This is a genomic window from Alkalicoccobacillus murimartini (assembly GCF_030813245.1).
In the GTDB taxonomy this organism is placed as follows: domain Bacteria; phylum Bacillota; class Bacilli; order Bacillales; family Bacillaceae_D; genus Alkalicoccobacillus; species Alkalicoccobacillus murimartini.
The window spans coordinates 120859-143454 of the sequence record NZ_JAUSUA010000005.1 but is presented as its reverse complement, the minus strand read 5'-3'; the positions used below and the strand labels follow the sequence as shown (position 1 = coordinate 143454).

At 39.2% G+C, this 22596-nt stretch carries 20 protein-coding genes; 11 read left to right on the top strand and 9 right to left on the bottom strand.

Translation table 11 applies throughout. The annotated features are described in order from the left end of the window. The first annotated feature begins 47 nt into the window (after positions 1 to 47). Both J2S05_RS15640 and J2S05_RS15635 read left to right on the top strand, forming a co-directional pair. Complete coding sequence (locus J2S05_RS15640; protein WP_306984423.1) at positions 48 to 731, top strand: ABC transporter ATP-binding protein; 684 nt, start codon at positions 48 to 50, stop codon at positions 729 to 731. Further along, the gene (locus tag J2S05_RS15635; RefSeq protein ID WP_306984422.1) at positions 728 to 3310 is read left to right on the top strand and encodes an ABC transporter permease; all 2583 of its coding nucleotides are present in this window, start codon (positions 728 to 730) and stop codon (positions 3308 to 3310) included. Before J2S05_RS15640 ends, J2S05_RS15635 begins: the two co-directional genes overlap by 4 nt. A 326-nt stretch (positions 3311 to 3636) precedes the next feature. Here the strand turns inward: J2S05_RS15635 and J2S05_RS15630 are convergent, their stop codons facing one another. From J2S05_RS15630 to J2S05_RS15620, 3 genes are read right to left on the bottom strand one after another with little or no spacing between them, the layout of a single operon-like run. Continuing rightward, positions 3637 to 4908, bottom strand: coding sequence for a hypothetical protein (locus J2S05_RS15630; protein ID WP_306984420.1), 1272 nt, complete (start codon positions 4906 to 4908; stop codon positions 3637 to 3639). Then, the gene (locus J2S05_RS15625) at positions 4909 to 6006 is read right to left on the bottom strand and encodes a hypothetical protein (protein ID WP_306984419.1); all 1098 of its coding nucleotides are present in this window, start codon (positions 6004 to 6006) and stop codon (positions 4909 to 4911) included. It lies immediately after the preceding gene. Next, complete coding sequence (locus J2S05_RS15620) at positions 6003 to 6890, bottom strand: ABC transporter ATP-binding protein (RefSeq protein WP_306984417.1); 888 nt, start codon at positions 6888 to 6890, stop codon at positions 6003 to 6005. The genes J2S05_RS15625 and J2S05_RS15620 overlap by 4 nt, the downstream gene beginning before the upstream one ends. Positions 6891 to 7040: 150 nt before the next feature. Between J2S05_RS15620 and J2S05_RS15615 the strand changes: the two genes are divergently transcribed. The 4 genes from J2S05_RS15615 (at position 7041) to J2S05_RS15600 (ending at position 11296) form a co-directional block, all read left to right on the top strand. Beyond that, positions 7041 to 7322 carry a hypothetical protein gene (locus J2S05_RS15615; RefSeq protein ID WP_306984415.1) on the top strand — a complete coding sequence of 94 codons (282 nt, stop codon included), beginning with the start codon at positions 7041 to 7043 and terminating at the stop codon, positions 7320 to 7322. Positions 7323 to 7346: 24 nt separating this feature from the next. Further along, positions 7347 to 7898: a DinB family protein gene (locus tag J2S05_RS15610; RefSeq protein ID WP_306984701.1), complete on the top strand. Its 552-nt coding sequence runs from the start codon at positions 7347 to 7349 to the stop codon at positions 7896 to 7898. A 43-nt stretch (positions 7899 to 7941) separates the two neighbouring features. Further along, the gene (locus tag J2S05_RS15605; RefSeq protein WP_306984700.1) at positions 7942 to 9198 is read left to right on the top strand and encodes an alpha/beta fold hydrolase; all 1257 of its coding nucleotides are present in this window, start codon (positions 7942 to 7944) and stop codon (positions 9196 to 9198) included. Positions 9199 to 9961: 763 nt separating this feature from the next. Continuing rightward, entirely contained in the window at positions 9962 to 11296 is a 1335-nt protein-coding gene (locus J2S05_RS15600) for a sodium-dependent transporter (RefSeq protein WP_306984699.1), read from the top strand. A gap of 190 nt (positions 11297 to 11486) precedes the next feature. Here J2S05_RS15600 and J2S05_RS15595 read toward each other — a convergent pair whose 3' ends face one another. Both J2S05_RS15595 and J2S05_RS15590 read right to left on the bottom strand, forming a co-directional pair. Further along, a complete protein-coding gene (locus tag J2S05_RS15595; RefSeq protein WP_306984412.1) occupies positions 11487 to 11969 on the bottom strand; it encodes a tetratricopeptide repeat protein in 483 nt (160 codons plus the stop codon). 5 nt (positions 11970 to 11974) lie between these two features. Next, the gene (locus J2S05_RS15590; protein ID WP_306984410.1) at positions 11975 to 12409 is read right to left on the bottom strand and encodes an NUDIX domain-containing protein; all 435 of its coding nucleotides are present in this window, start codon (positions 12407 to 12409) and stop codon (positions 11975 to 11977) included. Between the two features lie 212 nt (positions 12410 to 12621). Between J2S05_RS15590 and J2S05_RS15585 the strand changes: the two genes are divergently transcribed. Beyond that, positions 12622 to 14013, top strand: coding sequence for a YfcC family protein (locus J2S05_RS15585; protein ID WP_306984408.1), 1392 nt, complete (start codon positions 12622 to 12624; stop codon positions 14011 to 14013). A gap of 263 nt (positions 14014 to 14276) precedes the next feature. On the opposite strand, the gene J2S05_RS15580 is transcribed toward J2S05_RS15585, so the two are convergent. The 3 genes from J2S05_RS15580 to J2S05_RS15570 form a co-directional block, all read right to left on the bottom strand. Further along, positions 14277 to 17483 carry a DEAD/DEAH box helicase gene (locus tag J2S05_RS15580; protein ID WP_306984406.1) on the bottom strand — a complete coding sequence of 1069 codons (3207 nt, stop codon included), beginning with the start codon at positions 17481 to 17483 and terminating at the stop codon, positions 14277 to 14279. A 107-nt stretch (positions 17484 to 17590) separates the two neighbouring features. Then, positions 17591 to 17866: a hypothetical protein gene (locus tag J2S05_RS15575; RefSeq protein ID WP_306984404.1), complete on the bottom strand. Its 276-nt coding sequence runs from the start codon at positions 17864 to 17866 to the stop codon at positions 17591 to 17593. A gap of 433 nt (positions 17867 to 18299) precedes the next feature. Next, positions 18300 to 18719 carry a DUF1801 domain-containing protein gene (locus J2S05_RS15570; protein WP_306984403.1) on the bottom strand — a complete coding sequence of 140 codons (420 nt, stop codon included), beginning with the start codon at positions 18717 to 18719 and terminating at the stop codon, positions 18300 to 18302. An 80-nt stretch (positions 18720 to 18799) separates the two neighbouring features. Here J2S05_RS15570 and J2S05_RS15565 point away from each other — a divergent pair, with 80 nt between their 5' ends. The 4 genes from J2S05_RS15565 to J2S05_RS15550 all read left to right on the top strand — a co-directional run bounded on the left by J2S05_RS15565 (position 18800) and on the right by J2S05_RS15550 (position 21050). Then, a complete protein-coding gene (locus J2S05_RS15565; RefSeq protein WP_306984401.1) occupies positions 18800 to 19345 on the top strand; it encodes a histidine phosphatase family protein in 546 nt (181 codons plus the stop codon). Positions 19346 to 19356: 11 nt separating this feature from the next. Beyond that, positions 19357 to 19725 (top strand): thiol-disulfide oxidoreductase DCC family protein, encoded by a 369-nt coding sequence (locus J2S05_RS15560; protein ID WP_306984399.1) that lies wholly within the window; start codon positions 19357 to 19359, stop codon positions 19723 to 19725. Between the two features lie 92 nt (positions 19726 to 19817). After that, entirely contained in the window at positions 19818 to 20087 is a 270-nt protein-coding gene (locus J2S05_RS15555) for a hypothetical protein (RefSeq protein ID WP_306984398.1), read from the top strand. 21 nt (positions 20088 to 20108) lie between these two features. Next, entirely contained in the window at positions 20109 to 21050 is a 942-nt protein-coding gene (locus J2S05_RS15550; RefSeq protein WP_306984397.1) for a DUF1186 domain-containing protein, read from the top strand. 422 nt (positions 21051 to 21472) lie between these two features. On the opposite strand, the gene J2S05_RS15545 is transcribed toward J2S05_RS15550, so the two are convergent. Then, positions 21473 to 22588, bottom strand: coding sequence for a glycerol dehydrogenase (locus J2S05_RS15545; protein WP_306984395.1), 1116 nt, complete (start codon positions 22586 to 22588; stop codon positions 21473 to 21475). Between the last annotated feature and the right edge of the window lie 8 nt (positions 22589 to 22596).

The following is a 22596-nucleotide window of genomic DNA, read 5'->3' as shown; positions in this document are numbered from 1 at the left end:
ATGTTCACCTTATACACTAAGGACATCAACAATTGGAGGTATATACAATGGAATTATTAAAGGTTGAGAACTTGTCTAAGGTGTATGGTAAGGGTGAAACAGCAGTAAAAGCGCTTGATGATGTCTCATTTTCAATTAAAAAGGGAGAGTTTGTAGCAATCATAGGCCCTTCAGGTTCGGGAAAATCAACATTGCTTCATTTATTAGGGGGCGTCGATCAACCATCAAGTGGCAATGTATTCATTAATAACACAAACATCTATGAGTTAAATGAGACGCAGCTTGCAATATTTAGACGAAGACAAATTGGGCTCATCTATCAATTTTATAATTTGATTCCAATCCTATCTGTTGAAGAGAATATTACATTACCCCTTTTACTCGATGAGCATAAAGTGGACCAGGAGCAATTCGATCAATTGGTTGAACAGTTAGGCCTTGAAAAACGATTAAATCATCTACCAAATCAACTTTCAGGTGGGCAACAGCAACGGGTATCGATTGGGCGGGCGCTTATAGGTAATCCCGCCATCATGTTAGCAGATGAACCGACGGGTAATCTGGATAGTAAGAATAGTAAGGAAATCATTGATCTACTTAAACTATTTAATAAAACGTATAAACAAACGTTAATTATCATTACACATGATGATCGCATTGCATTGCAAGCAGATCGAGTGATTACAATAGAGGATGGCCAAATCGCAAAAGATGAGGTCATTCGCCCATGAACATTGTTAATAAGTTAACGATTCGTCATCTAAAAGAGAATAAAAGGAGAACGCTAGTAACGATACTAGGTACAATTATCTCCGCTGCAATGATTTCGGCAGTAGCAACATTAGGTGTGTCTTATGCAGACCTTTTAAAGAAAGATCATATCGAAGCAAATGGAGATTGGCACGTAGTCTACAAGGACTTGTCGTTTGAGCAGACCGAGGGGATTCGAAACGATTCGGAAACAGAAATTCTTTCACTTATACAAGAAAGTGGATTCGCGAAATTAGAGGACCCTCCTACTAAGAACAAGCCATATTTATTCATTCAAAAGATGAACGAAGAAGCCTATGAACAGTTTTCTGTGGAGATTAGTGAGGGTAGGCTGCCTCAAAGTGAAGATGAGCTGATTATTAGTGAGTCTGCAGAAGACGTTCATTTAGAAATTGGCGATACCCTCACCTTGGAAGTTGGTACTAGATATTCTGATAGTACATGGGCAGTAGAACAAGGTGAATTTCTCACCAATGATAATCAAGTAGATATGGACGAAGAGGGAAACCAAATCGAAACCCTTATCGACACAGAAGAGATGACGTATACCATTGTCGGATCTTTTGAAAGACCTGGCTGGGAGCGGGGATGGTCTCCTAGTTATATGGCTTTGTCATCACTTGATCTGACTAAACCGTTGATGAGTGAGACAATGGATGCATACGTTTCCTTGAACAGCTTGAATCGATCTCTTTATGATCATGCTAGTGGACTAGCTGAAGAGCTGGATATTAGTAGTGTGAGCTTTAATGGTGGATTACTTCAACTCTCTGGTATAACCGCAAGCGACACTATGGACCGAACAAGGCTAGGATTGCTTGTTGTGATTATCTCTATCATTATTATTGGTTCAGTCGCACTAATTTTTAACGCGTTTGCTATCTCTGTATCTGAACGATCGAGGCATTTAGGCATGCTCTCAAGTGTTGGGGCAACCAAAAAACAAAAGCGTAACTCTGTATTTTTTGAAGGTTTTATTGTAGGGATCATCAGCATCCCTATAGGCATTTTGTCGGGCATTGCAGGAATTGCCGTGACCTTTGCAGTCATAAACCCAATCATTGATTCAATCGGATTAGATGAGTCTTTAAAAGTAGTTGTTACGCCATTTTCAATGGTCGCTGCAGTTTTGATTTCCGCTGCAACTATTTTTATCTCAACATGGCTTCCTGCACATCGTGCCTCACGTATTACAGCGATGGATGCGATCCGACAGACCCACGACATTAAGTTAAAGAACAAAACGGTTCGTACTTCTAATTATGTACGTAAGTGGCTTGGGTTAGAGGCAGAATTGGGATTAAAGAACTTAAAACGAAATAAAAAACGGTACCACATAACTGTTTTGTCTCTTATTGTGAGTATTGTTTTGTTCCTTAGTGTTTCATACTTTACGCAAAGTCTAAAACAGTCCTATCAATTAGCTGAGGACACTGTTAATTATGATGTTCAGGTGTATACAACGGAAGAAGAGATCCTGCCAGAACTGCTAGAGCGTATAGGGGAGCTAACGGATGTTACGGACTATCAACTGCGCAAAGAGACGAATCTAACGATGTATGTAGATGAAGACGAAATCGCACCTGAGATAAATAAGTCACATATAATGCAGGATGAGGATGGACGATATATCTATTCAGTCAATTTAACTGCACTGGATGAAAAAAGTTTACATGACTATGCAAAGCAAGCAGGCTTTGATGGCAATTTGAATGATACTGAATTAGCTGCTATTGTAGTTGATGATATTTCCTATGAAGATTATGAGTTGGGTAAATACATTGAGACTAAAGCGATTCGTACAGAGGTCGGGAGGACACTTCCTTTGTTTGAGGAAAACTGGGAAACCAACAAAAGAAAGGACCTTCCTCCTTTAACTGTTTCTGTGTTAACAGGCGAAGTGCCAATGGGTCCTAAAAATCAAGGCCCAGGGAGTCTTGAAGTGATAGTATCTGAAAGTACATTTGAATCGATCTTATCAGAAACAGAAGAGGCATTTGTGAATCAAAGTGTTTACATGACATCAGATAATCCGACAGTCACACAGATGGAGCTGGAACAACTAGAATTCTTTAACCAATTTGCTATTGATAATTTGCACGACATAAGGGAATCAGATGCACAAATGATCACGGTTATCTCTGTATTTATCTATGGATTTATTACGCTGATTACGTTAATTTCCTTAGCAAATATTTTAAATACAATCTCAACCGGAGTCGCTTTGCGCAAGCGCGAATTTGCAATGCTTCGATCCGTTGGTATGACACAAGCTTCCTTTAAGAAGATGATGATGTATGAGAGTGCTTTTTACGGAATTAAATCATTATTTTATGGCATACCTATCAGCATTGCCATTATGTATTTGATCTATTACCAGACTCAGTATGGATTCACTTACACCTTCCAAGTACCTTGGCTACACGTACTTGGAGTGATTGTTGCTATATTTGGCATTGTTTCATTAGCCATGCTGTATTCTCTTGCGAAAACAAAACAAGAGACCATTATTGAAGGACTCACTCAAGAAAATCAATAGACTACATCTATAAAGAATAACCTTCCAGGTCTGCAGACACTGGAAGGTTATTTTTTATTTGAGGAAGGTGTGCGGAAATATTGAAAATGCGCGAAACTGAATGCATAGTGCGCAAAAACGTTGAGAATGCGCGAAACTGAATGCGTAGTGCGCAAAAACGTTGAGAATGCGCGAAAAAGAATACGTAGTGCGCGAAAACAACGAGAATGCGCGAAAATCGAGGCATTGCGCGCAAAAAAGAACAACGCACAGCCCACCACCCCCCAACACAGGAGACACACCAAAAAATAGATCTACGTCTCTCACGACGTAGATCCACATGTCCTTCATAGTCTCTTTCCATCAAGTCGAAAACGAATAGAGCTTAACAACAGAAAGACAGCTGACGCGCAGCCCCATAATAGAATTGCAGTTCCGACTGTATAAACTGGTTCAGATTGTATTGCGGCTATTTCCCCATTGATCACTCTATGAATATCGATGTAACTGATAGGGTTATAGGGATGGGTAAACAAAGCTAAACTTGTAATGATCAATGAACTCATCACAATCATTGCAATGAAAGGCTTACGAACAATGCTTACAATGAACATGTAAAACGAGTGTAGGAAGATTGTAAGACCAAGTGTCATCCAGACAACGTTGATTAAGTACTCCCCTAATAAAATAAAATGAAATGAATCATCATAAAGATCCAATGATGTATGATTAACATTTTTAATAATGGGTCCATCATACACGAGGACAGGGTACTCTAAGCTGCCTAATCCACCTGAAAACAGGCTAGCTACGAGTGGGACAAGTAATAGTAAGAACGTAAATCCAATTAAACTCAATAGACTAGCGCAATATTTCGCTGCAAATCGTTTGGTCCATGAGAGCGGCAGTGATGCATTAAAGTGATATCTTCTAATCATATTGCCGAATAAAAAACAGCCAATTATAATCACAGCAGGAATGTAGAATAGCGGAATGATCTGATAAAGGTAAGAAAACCCCATTTGGCTGTAACGTTTGGTCATGGATGCCCATTCTGCTGCTGCATCTCCTGTGAAGTCTTCATAAATATTATCCAAATAAGGTGTGTAATAATATGTAGGTTGGAATAGTGGTTCTAATTTGTATTTTTGTAGATGTTTTATTTCTTCCATGGTGACTAAGTAAGTAAAATTAGACATTTCCTGGTCGACAATATACATACCATAATTTTGAGGATCATGTAACAAATCATGTAGATAAACAATTTGTCCTTGGTACAATGGTTCACTAATTGAACTTTCTTCATTAGGTAAGTGTTCGTTATAGTCAGCTGCCCATTCTTCATGCATTTCAATTTCTTCAGTTAACTGATCAGTTTGTTGGGTGTCCCCAGCTTCTTCAGCCTTCATACGTTCTAGTTTTAGTTCTTGAATATAACTTTCATTTTGTAATTCGTAATTCTCGATCCCTTGTGTTAATAGTATGTCTTGATCATGAGTTGCTCGCGAGTACGAACTTGAGTACAGCCAAACCGCACTCAACATGCATAGACAAATTGCAGCTACTATAGGTCTCTTTTTTAATAATTTTTTACATTCAAATATCAATGAAGCGAGCATTTATAGTCTCCTCCTATGCTGATAAGTAATTGTGACATAGAGTAACAAACAGGCTGTTACAAGGAGGATCACTTCACCAATGGGAGAAAATTGAAAGCTCAGCACAATACGATCAATCGTTTGAAAAGTGAATGGATAAAGAGTAGGAGTCAATATTACGTCTGTAACAATAAAATAAGAGAGAAAGATAAGAGAAATAACTAAGTATGTCTTAAAGGTTTGTCGGAAACGATACGCAATGAGTAAAAGCAGTGCACAAGTAAAAATAATCAAACTCATACTCATAAAAGCAGTATCCTTTAGATAGCTACTCACTTCAACGAGTCCTCCAGCAGCATGGATGAGAGGATAGGAGAAGATAAATTCTTTTGGTTCTGTGAATATCATTGGTAAAGCATAGGAAAGACCGAAAACGGTTACTAGCCAAGTAGTACCAGCAAGGACGAGAGCAACCATTTTTATAAGGATATTATTTGTCTCTGAGATTGGAAGTGCATGTACCATCTGTTTGGGTTGGCCCCCACATTCTTTTGTTATATAAGCCATTAATGAAATAAGAAAGACAAAATACCATAATGAGTTAAGGAAAAATGAAATCACTTTTTTCATAAAAAGAGGGGGTTGCGTTGAATAATCTAGATGTTCTTTTGCTATATTTAAGCTTATTAATTCCGAAGTTAATTCAATACCTGCTTCTATCTCATCATTACTCATACCGAACGTGCCACCAAGCTCTTCGTAGTGCATAGCTGAATAATAGATTTGTCTTTCCGTTAGCAATTCCATTGTCCAGTTACTATACTGAATTTCATTTGTAACCATCTCAAGGTTTGTTTGAAGTTCTTGACCAGTTGCGATCCGTTCTAACGTATCAGGGTCTAAACCGTTTTCTTGTATATATGCGTAGTCTTCTAAGTTTTGTTCAATGATTGACTGATAAATTGTTGATAGTGGCTCAACCTTTTTTGTTCGAGCCGTGTCTTGCATAATAACAGTGTGAATAAATAAACCGCAGATTGCTAGAATGGTCAGTAGTAGGAAGAGTGGAAAAGTCCTGGTGTACATGATTTTCTTTAATTCAAATACTAATATACTCATGTCACTGGTCCTTTTACCTCAAAGTACTCGTCGTAGAGTCTTTGCGCACCTGATATCTCTTTATGCATTTCAATGATACGAATATCGTGAGAAAGAAGTAGTTGAATTACTTTTTGTAAAGGTCGGAATTGAAGTTGAACGAACAGACCAGATTCTGTTTCTTCGACATAATAATCTTCTTGATCCAAAAGTTCTTTGGCTTTTTTTGGATCAGACAATAGAAATCGGTAGTAGACGGCCTCATGATCACGTATACTGACTTCAGTTAGCTTTCCTAAATGTAGAAATAGGATGTTTTGCGTGAGTTGATCCACATCGGATAAGGCGTGAGAAGTCATAAAAACAGTTGTACCCAATTCTTTTAGTTCAAGAAGAATCGTGCGAATATGTATGGTATCTGCAGAGTGTAAATCATGGAAAGGCTCGTCTAGGAACAATAGCTTAGGTTTGTGTATAAGGGCCATTGCTAAGAGAAGGCGCTGCTTCATTCCAAATGAATACGTTTTAATTGGTTTTTTGAGGTATTTCTCCATGCCAACGTACTGAGCGACTTCCTTTACTCTTGTTTTTCTAAGGTTATAAACTCCCCGCAGGTAGTTCAGATGGTCGTACCCTGATAAATAATCAAACAAGATAGAAGGGTCCTGAAGATAGGCCACTTCTCTGAAAACAGATTGATCACGATTTGATTTCCCGACAAGCTCGATGTCTCCTAGGTCAGCCCGAACCATATTGGTAAGTACATTCAAAAAAGTTGTTTTACCTACACCGCTTGGTCCGACTAGTGCCCATATGCCTGGAGAATCAATGGTTAGTGAGATATTGTCTAAAACATGCTTATTTTTATAGCTTTTCGAAAGGTTTTTTATAGAAAGAATCGTCAAAGCTTAGCACCTGCTTCTTGTAGGTAGTAGATAGATATAGATTTATTGTAATCGTGCGAATTTGTAAAGTAAATCAGTTTTTTTCCTTAATATAAGTGGTAAGGGTTTTTATGGTATGATGGTAGTACTAATTTCTCGGAGGTAGAAAAAATGGAGAATCAAACACTGGGAAAGCGACTTGCTCTAGCTTCAATTGCATTGATGCTGATAAGTCTGTTTTTATTTTACACGCAACTCATCGCAGATATAGGTATGTTCACGGAAACTCTATTATTCTTATTCATGTCAGTCGTTGGAATTCTACTTGCTGCTTATTCTGGTAAACTATCAAAACAGTCGAAGCTTTTTATAGTGGGTGTAGCTGGAAATTCATTTATGTTAATGATTAGTAGTTTCTTATTAATTATCTCTATAATCATTGAATCTCAATAATTAAGTAGGGTGAAAGGTGATGTGATGAAGAGTCAGTATATGGACCAATATTTTGATCAACTCATTGAGCAAAGAACTCATTTTTTTAATCAATTTGATAGCCGAGTCGTTTGGCTAAGACCCTACGAGGATAAATGGTCCATTGGAGAGACTCTGTATCATGTCTATCTGCTATTAAAAAGGTTTAGACAATTAAATATAAGCTATATACCTTTAGCCACACCATTTGCGAAGCTAAGCAGACATAAACCTTATCTGACCGCTAGTCCAAATATTTATGAGCAATACAAACAAACACACAAAAAACCTATGAAAGCACCACCCCTACTTATTCCTCCTAAACACATCCAGCGCAAAGTGACATACAGTAAAATGATTCAAACGCTTGAACTAGAGACAAAGCGTTTAAGAAATAGGGTGGCTGCGCTTGATGAGGATCTTGCTGGTCATATTCGTTACCCTGATCCACCTGCCCACTATCCAAATTTGATTCAAGGAATCCATTTGTTAGCTATTCATGAAATGCACCATTTTGCATTGTGTCAGAATTATTATGAGGCAGCAGAATTAAGATAAATGTGGAATACGTGATGTTATGTAGGAGGAGAGCCAATTGACTATGAATTCAAAGGTAATCGTATCGCCTTTACACGCTTATGTTGATGAGCAGACGACCATTCAAATAAGTGGCTGTAACCCAAAAGATAAGGTTCGCATCGAGTCTAGTATGTTGGACCAAAAAGGAAATGTATTTAAAGGATGTTCTACCTTTCAAGCAAACGAACAGGGAGAGGTTGACCTATCTAAAGCGGACACTCAGGCTGATGTAGCTGAGTTATTTTGGGCTGCAGAAAAAGAGAATACGAGACATGGAGATTATTTCTTTAAATCCGATGCATCGGAAGTTGAAATTGAGTTACAGATAAAGATAAATGATCAATTTAAAGAGACTGTACAGTTGAAAAGGTATTTTTATAAAGAAGATATTGTGAGAGAAGGTATACATGAGCAAGGGATTGTAGGGACATTATTCTATTCTGCCTCGGAACTAGCACAGCCAGCTGTCTTACTTATTGGAGGGTCTGATGGTGAGATTCAGGAACATGCAGCGGCTCTGCTTGCCTCAAAGGGATACACTGTTTTTACGTTAGCTTATTTTGGACAACAAGAGGGTGTACCAAAGGACCTTGAAAAAATTCCATTGGAGTATTTCTATGATGCGGTTCAATGGTTAAAAGCTCGAGCCAATCAGGAGAAAATCTCATTAATAGGGTATTCACGTGGAGCAGAATTAGCTTTACTACTCGCTTCTACATACGATGAATTTACTTCAGTTGTTGCTGGAGCACCAGGAGCTTATATTACATCAGGCTTAAAAAACGGTATTTATGCTCCTATTCCTTCATGGACCTTAAATCAAGAAGAATTGCCCTTTCTCAAATTTAAGTACCGTTTCGCACAGATGTTTGCGATGGTTGGAGGCATGGTCAAGAAAAAACCAGTATCGTTCCTAAGCATTTGGGAGAACAGCTTGCAGTCTCCTGAGAAAATAGAGGACTGCCGTATTCGTGTAGAGAACATAAAGGCTTCTGTCTTACTAATTGCTGGTGGACAGGATCAAATATGGCCGGCCTCACAGTTCGCCACTCAGGTAGAGGAGAAGATGAACGATCAAAATGTACATGTTCTCCATTATAAGGAGGCCGGACACTTTCTTGGTTTTCCATATGCTTTACCAGGAATGCCCGCTAACGTAAATGAGCATGTTGGGGGTCGGTTGATTATGAATTGTGGTGGATCAAAATCTGCAAATGCGGCTGCAACGAACTCTTCGTGGAATGAATTACTGAATTACTTAAGAGATTACGCGAAATAAGTTGGATGAGGCAGAGGAATTTTTTAAGACTTGTAATAGAAGTAACCCCCTGACAGCCACTGTCAGGGGGTTACTCTTTATATTTTGTCTATTTCAAATAAAAGGATTTAAAGCGAGTATATAGAATGATAAAGTGGGTGGAAACATACTATGGGGTAGTATCAATTTGAAAAAAGATTTGTCAGTTTTGTTATGGATGGCTCGTCTTAACTACGTCTAAGACTCAGTTTTGGTAAAGGGAGAGGAATAAAATGTTTGCACCTTTATACTTCATTTATGGGATCATAACGTTTTTATTGTATTGGATTGTGATGTTCCTGTTACCTTTATACGGTTTTATTGGAGACGTAATGATGACATTGATAGTTAGTTTCATTATCTGTACCCCCATCACTTTGCTATACATGATTCTATTAGAACTAAAGGCAATAAAGGAACTAAAGATAGAAGAGCTACGACAGACACAAAGAAGAATAAAAAAATCGATAAAAACCCCTAACTGATGGTAGGGATTTATGTAGTTTTTCGGATACCTTCTGAGTATACATTTAGAAAGAATACTAGGACTATACCCATCACGCTTCTAAAGGATATTCTCAAATTGTGGAATGTGACTCTCGAAAAGAGTGGGTACCTAACCACTTTGTAGCCGCTTTAATTTTTTTACTAGTAGTAGCTCAACTTGACTTTTTATTAAAAAGCCTTCAATGTTAGTCTATTCGGGTCAAAAAAGGTAGGTGTACGCTGCGATTTGCAGCACAAGATGAATGAACAATGGTCTTCTAAATTAGGTTTTATTCTTGCGTCCGCAGGAGCTGCCATAGGACTTGGCGCGTTATGGAGGTTCCCATATCTTACAGGTATGAATGGCGGAGGCGCGTTTTTTTTGCTCTTTATTTTCTTTACGTTATTAATTGGTATGCCACTTTTAATTTCTGAATTTATCATTGGACGAGGTTCTAAAAGGGAGGCTGTATCGGCTTATGCAAAGCTTCAAGCGACTGGAGTTTGGAAATGGATTGGTCGCTTTGGCTTAGTAGGATGCTTTTTACTTCTAACATTTTATGCGGTGATCGGAGGCTGGATTCTTACATACTCCATTCTTTCTCTAACTGGTTCCATTTTGCGACCAGGAGGAAATTATGAGGAATTATTCGGATACATTGTAGGGAGCCCCCTTATTAGTATTGCAGGCCTCGTTGTATTTATCGCAATAAATGTAGCAGTGCTATCCTTTGGTATTAAAAATGGAATAGAGCGAGTGAATAAATACTTAATGCCACTTCTCTTTGTCTTCCTATTCATTATTATAATACGTAGCTTAACATTAGATGGGGCAATGGAGGGTGTTCGCTTCTTTCTCGATCCTGACTTTAACAAAATTACTACAGCAGGAACATTAGAAGCATTAGGCCAATCATTCTTCTCGTTAGCAGTAGGTTTTTCATGTATGGTCACGTATAGTTCCTACTTAGGTAACAATCAAAGTTTACCAAAGTCAGCTGGATCGATTGTTATTCTTAATCTGCTTGTTTCACTTATGGCTGGGCTTGCTGTTTTTCCAGCAGTATTCGCCTTTAATTTGGAACCAGATTCGGGTCCAGCTCTGTTATTTGTCGTCTTGCCATCGGTTTTTGAACAGATTCCTTTAGGTGGCATGTTCCTAAGTTTATTTTTGCTATTATTCTTTTTTGCGACACTGACCTCATCATTTAGCTTATTGGAGATTATGATTTCTGCATTTACACAGAATAAGCGCTACAAGAGAAACCGAGTCGCGATGATTTCAGGTTTGCTTGTAACGGTAGCTGGGATACCGGCAGCCCTCTCGAATAACCTACTTAGTGATGTGTCGTTGTTTGGCAGAAGTGTATTTGATCTAACTGATTTTGTAGTATCTAATTTGATGTTGCCAATTGGTTGTCTATTTATCGCTTTGTTTGTGGGATATAAGATGAATAAAAGTATTCTCTTTGAACAGTATCAATTGGCAAGCGGAGGACTAAGTAGAACAGCGGGTCTTTGGTATTTGCTCATGCAAACGATTGTCCCGACAGTCATTGTGATTGTTTTTATATTTGGATTAATTCCTCTATAAGAGTTGTTTTGGCGTAGTGGTTATCATTTGATGACCCTGCGCTTTTTTGTAGGTCGTTCTTGGTTAAGAGGATGCTTAGCTTGGTAAGAGCTTCTGAATCACATTCCATCTTGAAGAACGCCTGATTAAGGGTGGAGTTGACTATGAGCTCTTCTTGATAATTTGATGAACGATTAACATGTAGAACGTTCTATTCCGTTTCCCAGGTTTCATCAAGATGCTCAGCATAAAATCCAAGTGCTCTTTTGTAATTCTGAATCCATTCGTCTGAAGAGGTTTCAACGAGCAAATTCAGTAATAACTGTGTAGAGTTTTGATGCGTGTTGAGATTATATTGTGTAATAGCAAGGAATGTTTTTATCGCTGCATTGTTTGGGAATTCTGTGAGTCCTTCTTGAAGAATAGCGAGTGCTTCATTGTAATTTCCTATGCAACGCAGGCTACTTCCAAGCTGGACATAGGCTCTCTGTCGAAGTTCACTCTTAAGTCCATTAGCTAAGGAAGCCTGATAATAAGGAATGGCTCCTTTTTCAAGACCAAGTGCATCAAAGGAGCTAGCCGTGTAAAAGTTGATCTCAGCATCATCTGGATTCGCTGTTGCTAAAGGCACTAAAATACTTTGAGCTTTTTTATATTCTTGGGTATCTAAATATGTTTTTGCTTCATCAAGCATAGCGCTCACTCCTTTTCAAATTGATAAAATGCAGACTTGCTTTCATTTATTTCATGAAGTTGTAAGGAAGCGTATAGTTCAGGCATCCATTCTTTTGCAGATACATGTTCAACCCATTGAATGTCTACAATGTCCTCATCAGGATCATTATTCTGCATCATTCCACCAGTAATCGTTGCATAAAAGGAGAAAATCATCGCATGTTCATTCATTTCATGAAATAACTTTTCACGTACAGAATGAATTCGTCCGATGTTTACGTGAAAACCTGTTTCTTCAAAAACCTCACGAATAGCGGCTTCTTCTAGTGTTTCCCCCGCTTCAACAGCTCCACCAGGCGGCGTCCAATACGTGACGGTTCCTTTTCTATTCTTCACTAATAACATTCGCCCATACTCATCACAGATAATCGCAGAGGCAACATCTACTCGTTTCATCATTCTCTCAACTCATTTCTTTTATGTACAAAGTTTACCATGTAGTGTGCGCGTCCTAATCTGACAAGTCTATATGAAAGAGATTGAACATGAAAAGCAAGGAGTTCGTCTACTTGTGGAAGAAGATTTATACACACTTCATGCAAGTTATTCTCACATTATTATAGACAATCTTTAAAATTTTCTCTATAATTCTCTCCTTATAGGAGGCGAATATGAAAAAACCATTTCAAGTACCTCATATTTATGTCATTTTAGTTAGTATTTTAGTTATTGCGTTTGCAACAACTTTTGTTGTTCCATCTGGATCTTTTGAGCGTGAGGAACTTGAAAGTGGAGCAAATATCTTAATGCCGGGAACGTTCTCATATGAGGACAAAACGTACTTATCTATCTTTGATTTAATGTTCGCGATCCCGAGTGGTTTAATAGAAGCGGGAGAAATTATTTTTGGAATCCTTATGATCGGTGGAATGTTCGCCGTATTAGAAAGTAGCGGATTAGTTGGCCTCGGAATTGGTAGGCTCTCATCAACCTTTAAACGTACACCCATTTTGGTGATCCCTGCATTAATGATTCCCCTTGCATTACTGACGACGTTTACCAGTGCGATTGAATTATCGTTAGTCTTTGCTCCTGTGGTCATTCCATTAATGCTGCGGCTTGGGTATGACAGGATGACAGCATTGGCTGTTGTTTTGGTGAGTACAGTGGCAGGATTTACTTCTGCTATCACAGGTCCTGCAACGGTTGGGGTCGCCCATGATGTGACGGGTATTCCATTGTACGAAGGGGTAGGGTACCGCAGTATCATCTTTGTTTTTGTACTAATAACGGGTGTTTTATTCGTTTGTCTGTATGCTAGAAAAGTGAAGAAAGATCCTTCAAAAAGTCTTTTACATAATGATCAAATGGACGCATATTTTTTAGAAGAGAAAGAAAGTGAAATGAAAGCATCTAAGCGACAGTTGTTGGCGGCGGCAGTTGTGTTTGCAGGTGTGCTACTTATGATTTACGGCCTGATCGAGTGGGGCTGGTATTTCAAAGAGCTAGGAGGACTTTATGCTACGATAGGTATTCTTGTTGGTGTAATCACAAAAATTCGCGCCAATGATTTAGCCGAGGCATTTAATAAAGGCTTCCAATCGATTTTACTTGGTGCATTGGTTGTAGGCATTGCACGCTCAATCTCCGTCATATTAGAGGAAGGCGAGATATTAGATACAGTTATACAAGGCACGAGTCAGGTTGTAAGCTCGATGCCAGAGCCAGTAACGGCTGTATTTATGATGTTTGTACAAGGAGCCTTTAACTTTCTAGTTCCATCTGGAAGTGGGCAGGCGATGATTACCATGCCAATTATGGGAGGCCTCGCAGATATAGTCGGCATAACCAGACAGACTGCCGTACTTGCGTTTCAGTTTGGAGATGGCTTTGCAAATATCTTTTATCCTACATCTGGTTATTTTATGGCGACGCTGGCGATTTCAAGAATACCATGGGATAAATGGGTAAAGTTTATATGGCCATTACTCGCTGTGTGGTATGTGATGTCGATTGTTTTTCTAATTATTGCTCAGTTAACAAACTGGGGAGCCGGATTATAAGGTAGTGAAAAGCTATCATCAAGAAGAATGCCGTTTTAAGTAAGACGCATGAAAATCTATCAAGATACAAAGGGTGTTAGCAAGAAAGAGCTTAGTCAGTCCAAGCCAGATCCGATTTTAGTAAGAGATGAAGGTCATGACTAAGAGCTACGCGATATTTAGTAAGAGGCTAGCTAACTTTACTAAGACCCTCAAACAAACAAAAGACGAAATAGACAGTGTGGTGTAGCACTTACGCCACATCATGTCCATTTCGTCTTTTTTTACATTTGGAGCAATTCCTTAATTTCATCTGCTGTGAGACTTGTTCCTTTTTGTTCGCCAGACTGAATAACTTCTTCTATTAAGTGCTTTTTCTTTTCTTGAAGTGCAAGCATTTTTTCTTCAATGGTTCCAGTTGAAATGAGCTTAACGACTTGAACATTTTTCTTTTGACCAAAACGATAGACACGGTCTGCTGCCTGTTGTTCAACTGCTGGATTCCACCATGTATCATAAAGGATGACGGTGTCTCCCCCTGTAAGGTTTAGACCCGTTCCTCCTGCTTTCATAGAGATCAAAAAGAGTTCGTGTTCTCCTTCGTTAAACCGTTCGGTAAGCTGTAATCGTTCATCGGTTGGTGTTTGGCCATCAAGATAATGATAACGCCATTCTTTTTGATCGAATGTTTCACGAATAATCGCAAGCATCGAGGTGAACTGAGAAAAGATAACCATACGCTGTCCCGCAGCTAAGCCTTCCTCAACGTATTCAACCAAACGATCTAGTTTGCCGGAAGTATAGGACTTATCCGTTGAAGTAATTAAATGTGGGTGACAGCAAATTTGCCTAAGCTTAGTCAGCCCAGCTAAGAACTGCATACGTTTTTCCTGGAACTGCCCTGTGCGAGATGCTTCTTCTACATCCTTTGTTAATTCTTTGACTTGAACAGCGTAAAGCTTTTTTTGATCATCGGTTAAATCAATATACTGTGTCTGTTCAATTTTATCCGGTAATTCCGTTAGAACATCCTTCTTCATCCGACGCAGGATAAAAGGTCTGACTCGTTTCGCTATGTCCGCACTTTCCATTTCTTTAAATCCTTTTTTGGTGCCAAGACTGCCGGGAAGTAATGTATGAAATAGTGAATATAGTTCGTCTAGACGATTCTCAATGGGTGTACCTGTTAAAGCAAAAGAACTACTTGCTTGAATGGAGCGAACCGACTTTGCTGTTTTGGACGTATCGTTTTTGATTGCTTGAGCTTCATCAAGGATCAGGACATCTAGTTGTTGATCTGAGTAAAGCTCGCTGTCCCTTTGGATTAAAGGATAGGACGTGATCCAAACAGATGCAGTGGATTCAGATTTCTTCTTACTACGTTCAGCTTTTGAACCAACCAAGAGCTCAACATCAACTCCAGGTGCAAATCGCTCGAATTCTCGTTGCCAATTATAAATGAGACTGGCAGGAGCAATGATCATGATCCTAGCATGAGAACGTTTGGCTAGAAGACCTTGAATAAACGTAATCGTCTGTAATGTTTTACCTAACCCCATATCATCTGCTAGAACGCCCCCAAGCCCCACACTCTCAAGCGTAGTCATCCATCTATACCCAGTGAGCTGATACTCTCGTAGATCTGCTGTGATCCCATCTGGCTTATCACCCTCCATATAATCCGGTCTTCCTATATTGCGCAACAGATCTCTAAGCTGAGAGGAGAGCTTCATTGCTGCAGCTGACTCTTCTTCCAAACTTAACGCCTTATATAGTGGAACAGAGAGATGTTCAGATAGGGCTGCTTTTTCTGGTCCAAACTGAGTTAGAGCATCCTTCATACTGTTAAATTGATTATCTTTAAAATTTATAAAAGCCCCACTGTTCAGTTTGTAATACGTTTGCTTGTTTCTAAGGGCTTGAAGAACCTCAGACATTTCATCCGCAGGAATGCCATCCAGTGAAAACTGAATATCAAGCCAATTAGATTGATCATTTTTAGCAATTGAAACGACAGGTGGCTTATTAAGCGGAGTAATCATTTGTCTAATGCCTGAAGTAGTGAATACCTCCATGTACTCCTGAAGCACAGGCACCTGCTCGAATAAAAATGGAGCAAACAAATCATCATCATCAAGTAGGTATATATTATCCATTCGTGTAAAAGGATAGGCATGTAACAAATCAAAGATGACAGCTTCCTTTTTAATATCCCGCACTAGAATGACCTGATTATCTGAGTTTTCTTCTTTTGATTCTAGCGGATGTATGGTGTGAGTTCCGTATTGAAACGTCAGATCAGCTGATAAAAGTCCATTTTGAGTATCTAAATGTAGCTTCGCTTGAAGAGGTTCACTTTGAATAAGAGATGCCAGTTCCTGATCAATCTCAACATTAGCTACCTGTTTAATTTGTGGAAGGATGATGGAACAGAATGCTTCCATCTCACTTTGATGGAATTCAGCCAACGTTCGATTTTCATTAAACTTTTTATTGATAACCAGTGTTTCAAGCACGCTTGCTTGATCTTTTGTTAAAAGGAATAGCGTGTTGTTGCTCATAATGGCCTGAAATTCTTTACTAAAGAAATCATAGTCTTGTAAAAGCTGCAGTGAAGCCAACTCGTCATTTTCCAATTTCGTTAGTGCGATGTCAATTGGCTTGTACTGTTCGGCTGAAAGAATGTTCAAGGGCTGTGGACGAGGACTTCTATAGCTTGTCACAACATTTCTTTGGGTAAGCAGTTCGAATAATTCATGGATAAACCATAATGGAATACTGTAATTCTTATTACGTGAGCTTTTGTACATATGTGTTGATTGCTTAGCAGTGTCTATTTTCATAATTAATTCTAAAATGGCTCTATCTTCAGGTTGAATCTCATGAATGAGTGGATCAAGTGTAAAGTTCTTCGTGAACTCTCGCCGAATGTTCAAATGAACGCTATGTACAAAAGAGGCTAGATCCTGAATAACGTAAAGTCTCTTCTCACCAACTCTCGCCCGGATGTCTACCGTTTCAATCAGTTGATTATAATAATCTGTGCTAAAAAACAACTCAAATTCTATGATGAGAGGAACTCTTTGTTGTTGATTGGACTTAGTTACTTGGAATTGCTTTTGAAAAGCTGATATGAGTTCCAATCCTGTGCTTGTTTTTGGTTGAGCTAATGGTGAAGTAGGCTTGGAAACAAAATAATTAATCTCAAGTAATGTAGCTACTAGGTGTTTGCACAATCCCTCATAACTACTAAAAGCATAGCAAGTACACTCTGGGTATTGTATGTCGCCTTCTTTTGAAAACGAGACATGTGTATTATATACCTCTGAACCAAAAACCTCCGCTTCAACAAGGAGCCGATCATCGTTCCAATCAAGCGCTCCAACATTATCTCGATTGTAATAGCTGACCCCACGCTTAAAGACTTCTTCACTGGATGCAAGGGTTTCAATGTTTTTTTCAGATACTGAATCTTTTTTTATAAAAAACATACTATTCCTCCGTAAAACAGTTTACTACTTAAATCATACCTCACTTTTACGGTGATTACACGCGCACAGAATCATTCGGAGCAGTTTCATACACTGCTCCGAATCTATTAAAAACATTGAAAGGAACGAATTTGTCTTTGTTCAATAATGTAGTTAAACCAGCCAAACCTGCTCCAACGGTATCCAATTACACTCTGCCGACCAACAAAAGTAGGGAAGAACCAAAACTGATTCCCGTTAAATAACCAGATGTAGGTGGGACGATACAAACAACGTCTAATACCGGTTGGCCCCACCTGAAAAGCAGGTAATGGTGGAGAGAAGGGTGGAGGTGCTGCTAAGCCCTGAGGCGGTGGAGCAATACGATTACTAAAAGAATACAAGGATCTCAACTCCTTTATCAGCTTTCTTTAGGGTATGTTTAGATGCCTATAGAAGTGAGTCTCATGTTCATGTAAAATTAAAACAAATCTAAGCTATATGTAGCTGGCTAGCACTCAGCTGTGATGATCTGATTATTCGAATGGATGGCTTTGAAGACGACATTTATATAACAGGAAAAGCATGTCGTATGAGGAAATTAAGGCAAAAGTATAGGGAAGCAATGGGAATGACGTATGAAATGAGGGATTTCCCTGATGTATTTTGCCGATTACACCAGTTTGAAAGGATAAAAGCGGACGGGGAGTTAGATCATAATGTCATGATGGATGTTGATACAGATTGGATATGTAGGGTTTTTTAACTGAAGAAAACAGTAACGTTCCTGGAGCATTGGATGCCTAGGAACGTTTTTATTGATTTGAAAACGTGCGTTCACTCCGGATATGCCTCTTTCAAAAAACGAATGGACTGCTTAATCAATTGTTTCAACACATCTTCATCCACGTCTGCTAGCTTGTTAATATAGACGCAGGCTTTGCCAGACGTGTGTTTGCCAAGTTTGCTCAACAGCTGTTCACGTTCTGAATCACCTGTAGCAAAATATAGACTAATTTTTGCTTTGCGAGGTGAAAACCCAACAAGTGGCGCTTCTCCTTCGTGTCCTGATTCATACCGATAATGATAGCGACCAAATCCAATGATGCTTGGGCCCCACATTTTTGCCTCATGTCCACTCGTCTCGATGAATAGATCTAAAAGCTTGTAGGCGTCCTCACGTTTCTTGGGACTTTCAACTTGTTCAATGAACTCAATGACACTATGATCCGTTTCCTTTGTTTTTTGTTTATACATACGAATTACTCCTTTCGATGTTTAAGAAAAATGCAGAGATGGTAAAGTAGAGTATATGTTCATTATGAGGGAGTGAGCGCGTGAAATCTATTTATCTTATTCGTCATTGTTCGGCAAGTGGACAGGAGCCTGATGCAGAACTTACTGGTGAAGGATCGCAGCAAGCAGAACGATTAGCGGAGTTTCTCTCACAAGAAAATATTGAACGAATCATATCAAGTCCATTTACACGGGCGGTTCAATCCATTGAGCCGTTAAGATCTCAACAAGGGATTGAATTAACCTTAGACATGCGTTTAACAGAACGAATTTTAAGCAAGCAGCCTCTAGAGGATTGGCTTGAGAAATTAGAAGCTTCTTTTTCGAATATGGATCAAGTTGTTGGAGAGGGTGAGTCTAGTCAAATTGCTCAGAATCGCATCGTTGAAGTGTTAGAAGATCTCTTAAGAGGTCCGGAGCAAAGAGTCGCTCTTGTGAGTCACGGGAACTTACTTTCATTGCTTCTAAACTATGTAGATCCTAGATTTGGATTTAGAGAGTGGCAGTCATTAAGTAATCCAGATGTTTATTTGATCACATCTGATGAAGATGGCTCATTAACGATGACTAGACTATGGAAATCATAAGGAGGTCCTGTATGGCAAAAAAACACCTAATATTTTATGATGCGGAATGTCCGCTATGCCAATCGGTGAAGTCACTTATTATCAAACTTGACTGGTTTAAGCGTTTTGAATGGCATCCAGTTCAGGGTATACATCATACAAACTATCGGTTTTTACGAAACCGAAATTTGTATGAAGAGATTCACATGATCACATCAGAAAACGAAATAAAGACCGGTTTTTATACCGTTCGAAAAATATTACTAAACGTACCGGTTACAGCGGGACTGGCTCTTCTACTATTTATGCCACTTGCAGATAAGCTAGGAGTACCGATTTATCAATTCATTTCATCCAATCGATACGAGTGGTTTGGTCGAATTCAAAAAAATCCATCATGATGATGGATTTTTTTATTTTAAACTTTGCAGAACAAGCTCGAACAGCGTATAATGTTAGAAAACTCAGAAAATAATACGGGGAGGTAAGTAGAATGACACATTTTACAAACCTAAAGAGAGAACATCAATTTTTGCAACGACCAATGGAGAATAAAGAATTAAAAGCTGATTGGTCTAATCAAAAAGTTGAGCATGCAGCGATCCATGATTTGGTGTTTCAGCATTGTGATTTAAATAACGTATCCATTGAGAATTGCAGTGTACGAGGCCTTAAGATCAATGGAATTCATCTTGAAGATCTATTTAATTCGTATTATGCAAATCAAAAAGCCCCACTTATAGATATGGCTCGTGAATTATAATTTTAATTAAAGGGTGAGTTGATGGACCTTCAGATGATTGAGGTGACAACACTCAGTGAAGCCTCCTATATATTTATTCCTCCAACTTCCACATTACAGTTGGAGGGAGTATCAAAAGGAAGGCTATATGCCTTACATGGTCAAGGAGACAACTATCATATTTTTGATGATGAGGGGAACTGGAATACCTCGATATTTTCCGACCCCTCTATTTTGTACTATCAGTTAGATAGGGAGGTATTCCTGGAGAAAGAATTAACCGATTTGATCCCCGAAATTTGTTATGTAAAGGGAGGCATCATTCCTAGGCAAGCACTTAAACGAATCCGATCATACAAACAAAAAGCTGTTCCTTATTTGCTACCTTTAGTCCAGAATGCAGAAGAACAAGATAAAAACCCTTACTATGTTGGACATGTCTATGCAATTTATTTGTTAGCAGAGCTTGGGTCAACTGACTTGTTTCCTTTTCTTATTGAATCATTTATGACAAACGAAAAAGAAGAAGAGCACCCGCTCGCGCATTTTTTACAGGAGGATGGTGCAAGAATCCTTGCCTCTGTTTTTAATGGGAACCTATCATCCATTAAGCTCATTATTGAAACGAAACAAGCGTACCCCTATGCTCGGGGTCAGGCTGTGAGATCGTTAGTGATCTTAGTACATGCAGGAGAACTCGAAAGGGACGGTGTCCTGCAATACTTTAAATACCTCTTGAAAATGGAGACAAACTGGTCCGTTACTACACAACTCGTTATGGCTTGCACTGCCCTCTACCCAGACGTTGCATATCCTGAAATTAAAGCGGCGTATCAACAAGGTAAGGTGGACGAGTGGCTAATCAAATTAGAAAATGTAACTCAAACCCTTGCTCTACAAAAGGATATCGTGCTCCACATCTCAAAGCAGGATTCGCGCTTGCAAAAAATCCAATCCGCAACGGAACGGTTTGGAGAAATGTAATGAAAACAGCAGGATCTTTCTGCTGTTTTTTTTGGGTGGAAAAGTAGGGGGAGTGCGCGGAAGGTGTGAGTAGTGCGCAGAAATCGTGAAAATGCGCGAAAAACTCTAGGTAGTGCGTGAAAAACTTGGGATGCGCAAAAAAGTGTGGGCAGTGCGCGGAAATCATGAAAAGTGCTCAAAAATCCTGAGAATGAGCGGAAAAGCGCAGTAGATGCGCGAAAAACTGTGGGTAGTGCGCAGAAATCCTAAGAATGAGCGAAAAAGCTTGGCTGATGCGCGAAAACCTCGGATAGTGCGCAAAAATCCCGGAAATGCGCAAAAAACTATGAACAGTGCGCGAAACCCAACACACACAAAAAAACCATGTCCAACAAGGACATGGTTTTTAACTTATCTAAAGGAGCCTATACTCCAACAAAACCTTATTCAAATCCGTATCTCTCTTTAAAGCTCTTCGCATAAATATCAACAGCTTTAATCGCTTGTACTACGTCATCTGCTGTGACTTTTTGAGGTAGGTTATGAATGGTTTCGCCTTCTGCTGTAGCTAGTTCAGCGATTTTTAGTAGATCTTCGTCTGATGCATCAGCTAAGTGAAGCTCTTCTAATGTTACAGGAAGACCTAGTTGAACATACAGCTCAAGGTAACGATCTAGTTCATCGATTGTTTTGTTCTCAAGCACTAGCTGAGCAATTGTACCATAAGCTACTTTTTCACCGTGAGTGAGGTTATGAATGTCACCATGGATGGCGGTGAATCCGTTATGGATGGCGTGGGCTGCAGCGAGTCCTGCTGTTTCAAAGCCAAGTCCACTTAGTAGTGTGTTTGCCTCAATAATTGATTCTAAAGCTGGAGTCACAATCTTATTTTTGTTAGCTTCCACAGCTTGTACACTGTATTCAAATAATACTTCTTCTGCTTTTTCTGCAATGGCCTGACCAGCGATGGTAGGTTGTCCACCAGACATAATTTGACCGTTAGATTGTTTAACGGCACGAGCTTCTACCCAAGTAGCTAGGGCATCGGCAATCCCTGAAACGAGAAAGCGTGGTGGTGCACCAGCAATGATTTGAGAATCAACAATTACTAGATCTGGGTTTTTATCGTAGAAGGAGTATGATTCAAATACTCCTTCATCTGAATAAATAACAGAAAGACCCGATGTTGGGGCATCTGTTGAAGCGGTTGTTGGGATGATAGCTACAGGGTACCCCAATTTATCAGCAACACCCTTCGCTGTATCTAGCGTTTTACCACCGCCTAGACCAATGACAAGGTCTACAGAGCTTTCCTTGCCGAGTTCTATAATACGATCGATTTCATTAAGGGAAGATTCTCCACCAAATGTAACCTTTTCGCTATCGATACCATCTTGCTTTAATGTGTCCACGAGCTTATTCCCGGCCATATCCCAAACAAATTCATCAGCAATAAGCAACGCGTGCTTTCCTAACTTCTGTATGTAGGAGCTTGCACCACTCTCTAAAATGTTTTTTCCTTGAACATAACGACCTGGACTAATAAATACTTTTTCCATTTTGCATC

Excerpts from the sequence above, each read along its gene's own strand:
- J2S05_RS15550 (WP_306984397.1), top strand. The coding sequence starts at position 20,109 with ATGGACCTTCAGATGATTGAGGTGACAACACTCAGTGAAGCCTCCTAT.
- J2S05_RS15610 (WP_306984701.1), top strand. The coding sequence starts at position 7,347 with ATGAAGAGTCAGTATATGGACCAATATTTTGATCAACTCATTGAGCAA.
- J2S05_RS15590 (WP_306984410.1), bottom strand. The coding sequence starts at position 12,409 with ATGATGAAACGAGTAGATGTTGCCTCTGCGATTATCTGTGATGAGTAT.
- J2S05_RS15615 (WP_306984415.1), top strand. The coding sequence starts at position 7,041 with ATGGAGAATCAAACACTGGGAAAGCGACTTGCTCTAGCTTCAATTGCA.
- J2S05_RS15605 (WP_306984700.1), top strand. The coding sequence starts at position 7,942 with ATGAATTCAAAGGTAATCGTATCGCCTTTACACGCTTATGTTGATGAG.
- J2S05_RS15600 (WP_306984699.1), top strand. The coding sequence starts at position 9,962 with ATGAATGAACAATGGTCTTCTAAATTAGGTTTTATTCTTGCGTCCGCA.
- J2S05_RS15635 (WP_306984422.1), top strand. The coding sequence starts at position 728 with ATGAACATTGTTAATAAGTTAACGATTCGTCATCTAAAAGAGAATAAA.
- J2S05_RS15560 (WP_306984399.1), top strand. The coding sequence starts at position 19,357 with ATGGCAAAAAAACACCTAATATTTTATGATGCGGAATGTCCGCTATGC.
- J2S05_RS15580 (WP_306984406.1), bottom strand. The coding sequence starts at position 17,483 with ATGTTTTTTATAAAAAAAGATTCAGTATCTGAAAAAAACATTGAAACC.
- J2S05_RS15585 (WP_306984408.1), top strand. The coding sequence starts at position 12,622 with ATGAAAAAACCATTTCAAGTACCTCATATTTATGTCATTTTAGTTAGT.
- J2S05_RS15545 (WP_306984395.1), bottom strand. The coding sequence starts at position 22,588 with ATGGAAAAAGTATTTATTAGTCCAGGTCGTTATGTTCAAGGAAAAAAC.
- J2S05_RS15555 (WP_306984398.1), top strand. The coding sequence starts at position 19,818 with ATGACACATTTTACAAACCTAAAGAGAGAACATCAATTTTTGCAACGA.
- J2S05_RS15595 (WP_306984412.1), bottom strand. The coding sequence starts at position 11,969 with ATGCTTGATGAAGCAAAAACATATTTAGATACCCAAGAATATAAAAAA.
- J2S05_RS15630 (WP_306984420.1), bottom strand. The coding sequence starts at position 4,908 with ATGCTCGCTTCATTGATATTTGAATGTAAAAAATTATTAAAAAAGAGA.
- J2S05_RS15570 (WP_306984403.1), bottom strand. The coding sequence starts at position 18,719 with ATGTATAAACAAAAAACAAAGGAAACGGATCATAGTGTCATTGAGTTC.
- J2S05_RS15625 (WP_306984419.1), bottom strand. The coding sequence starts at position 6,006 with ATGAGTATATTAGTATTTGAATTAAAGAAAATCATGTACACCAGGACT.
- J2S05_RS15640 (WP_306984423.1), top strand. The coding sequence starts at position 48 with ATGGAATTATTAAAGGTTGAGAACTTGTCTAAGGTGTATGGTAAGGGT.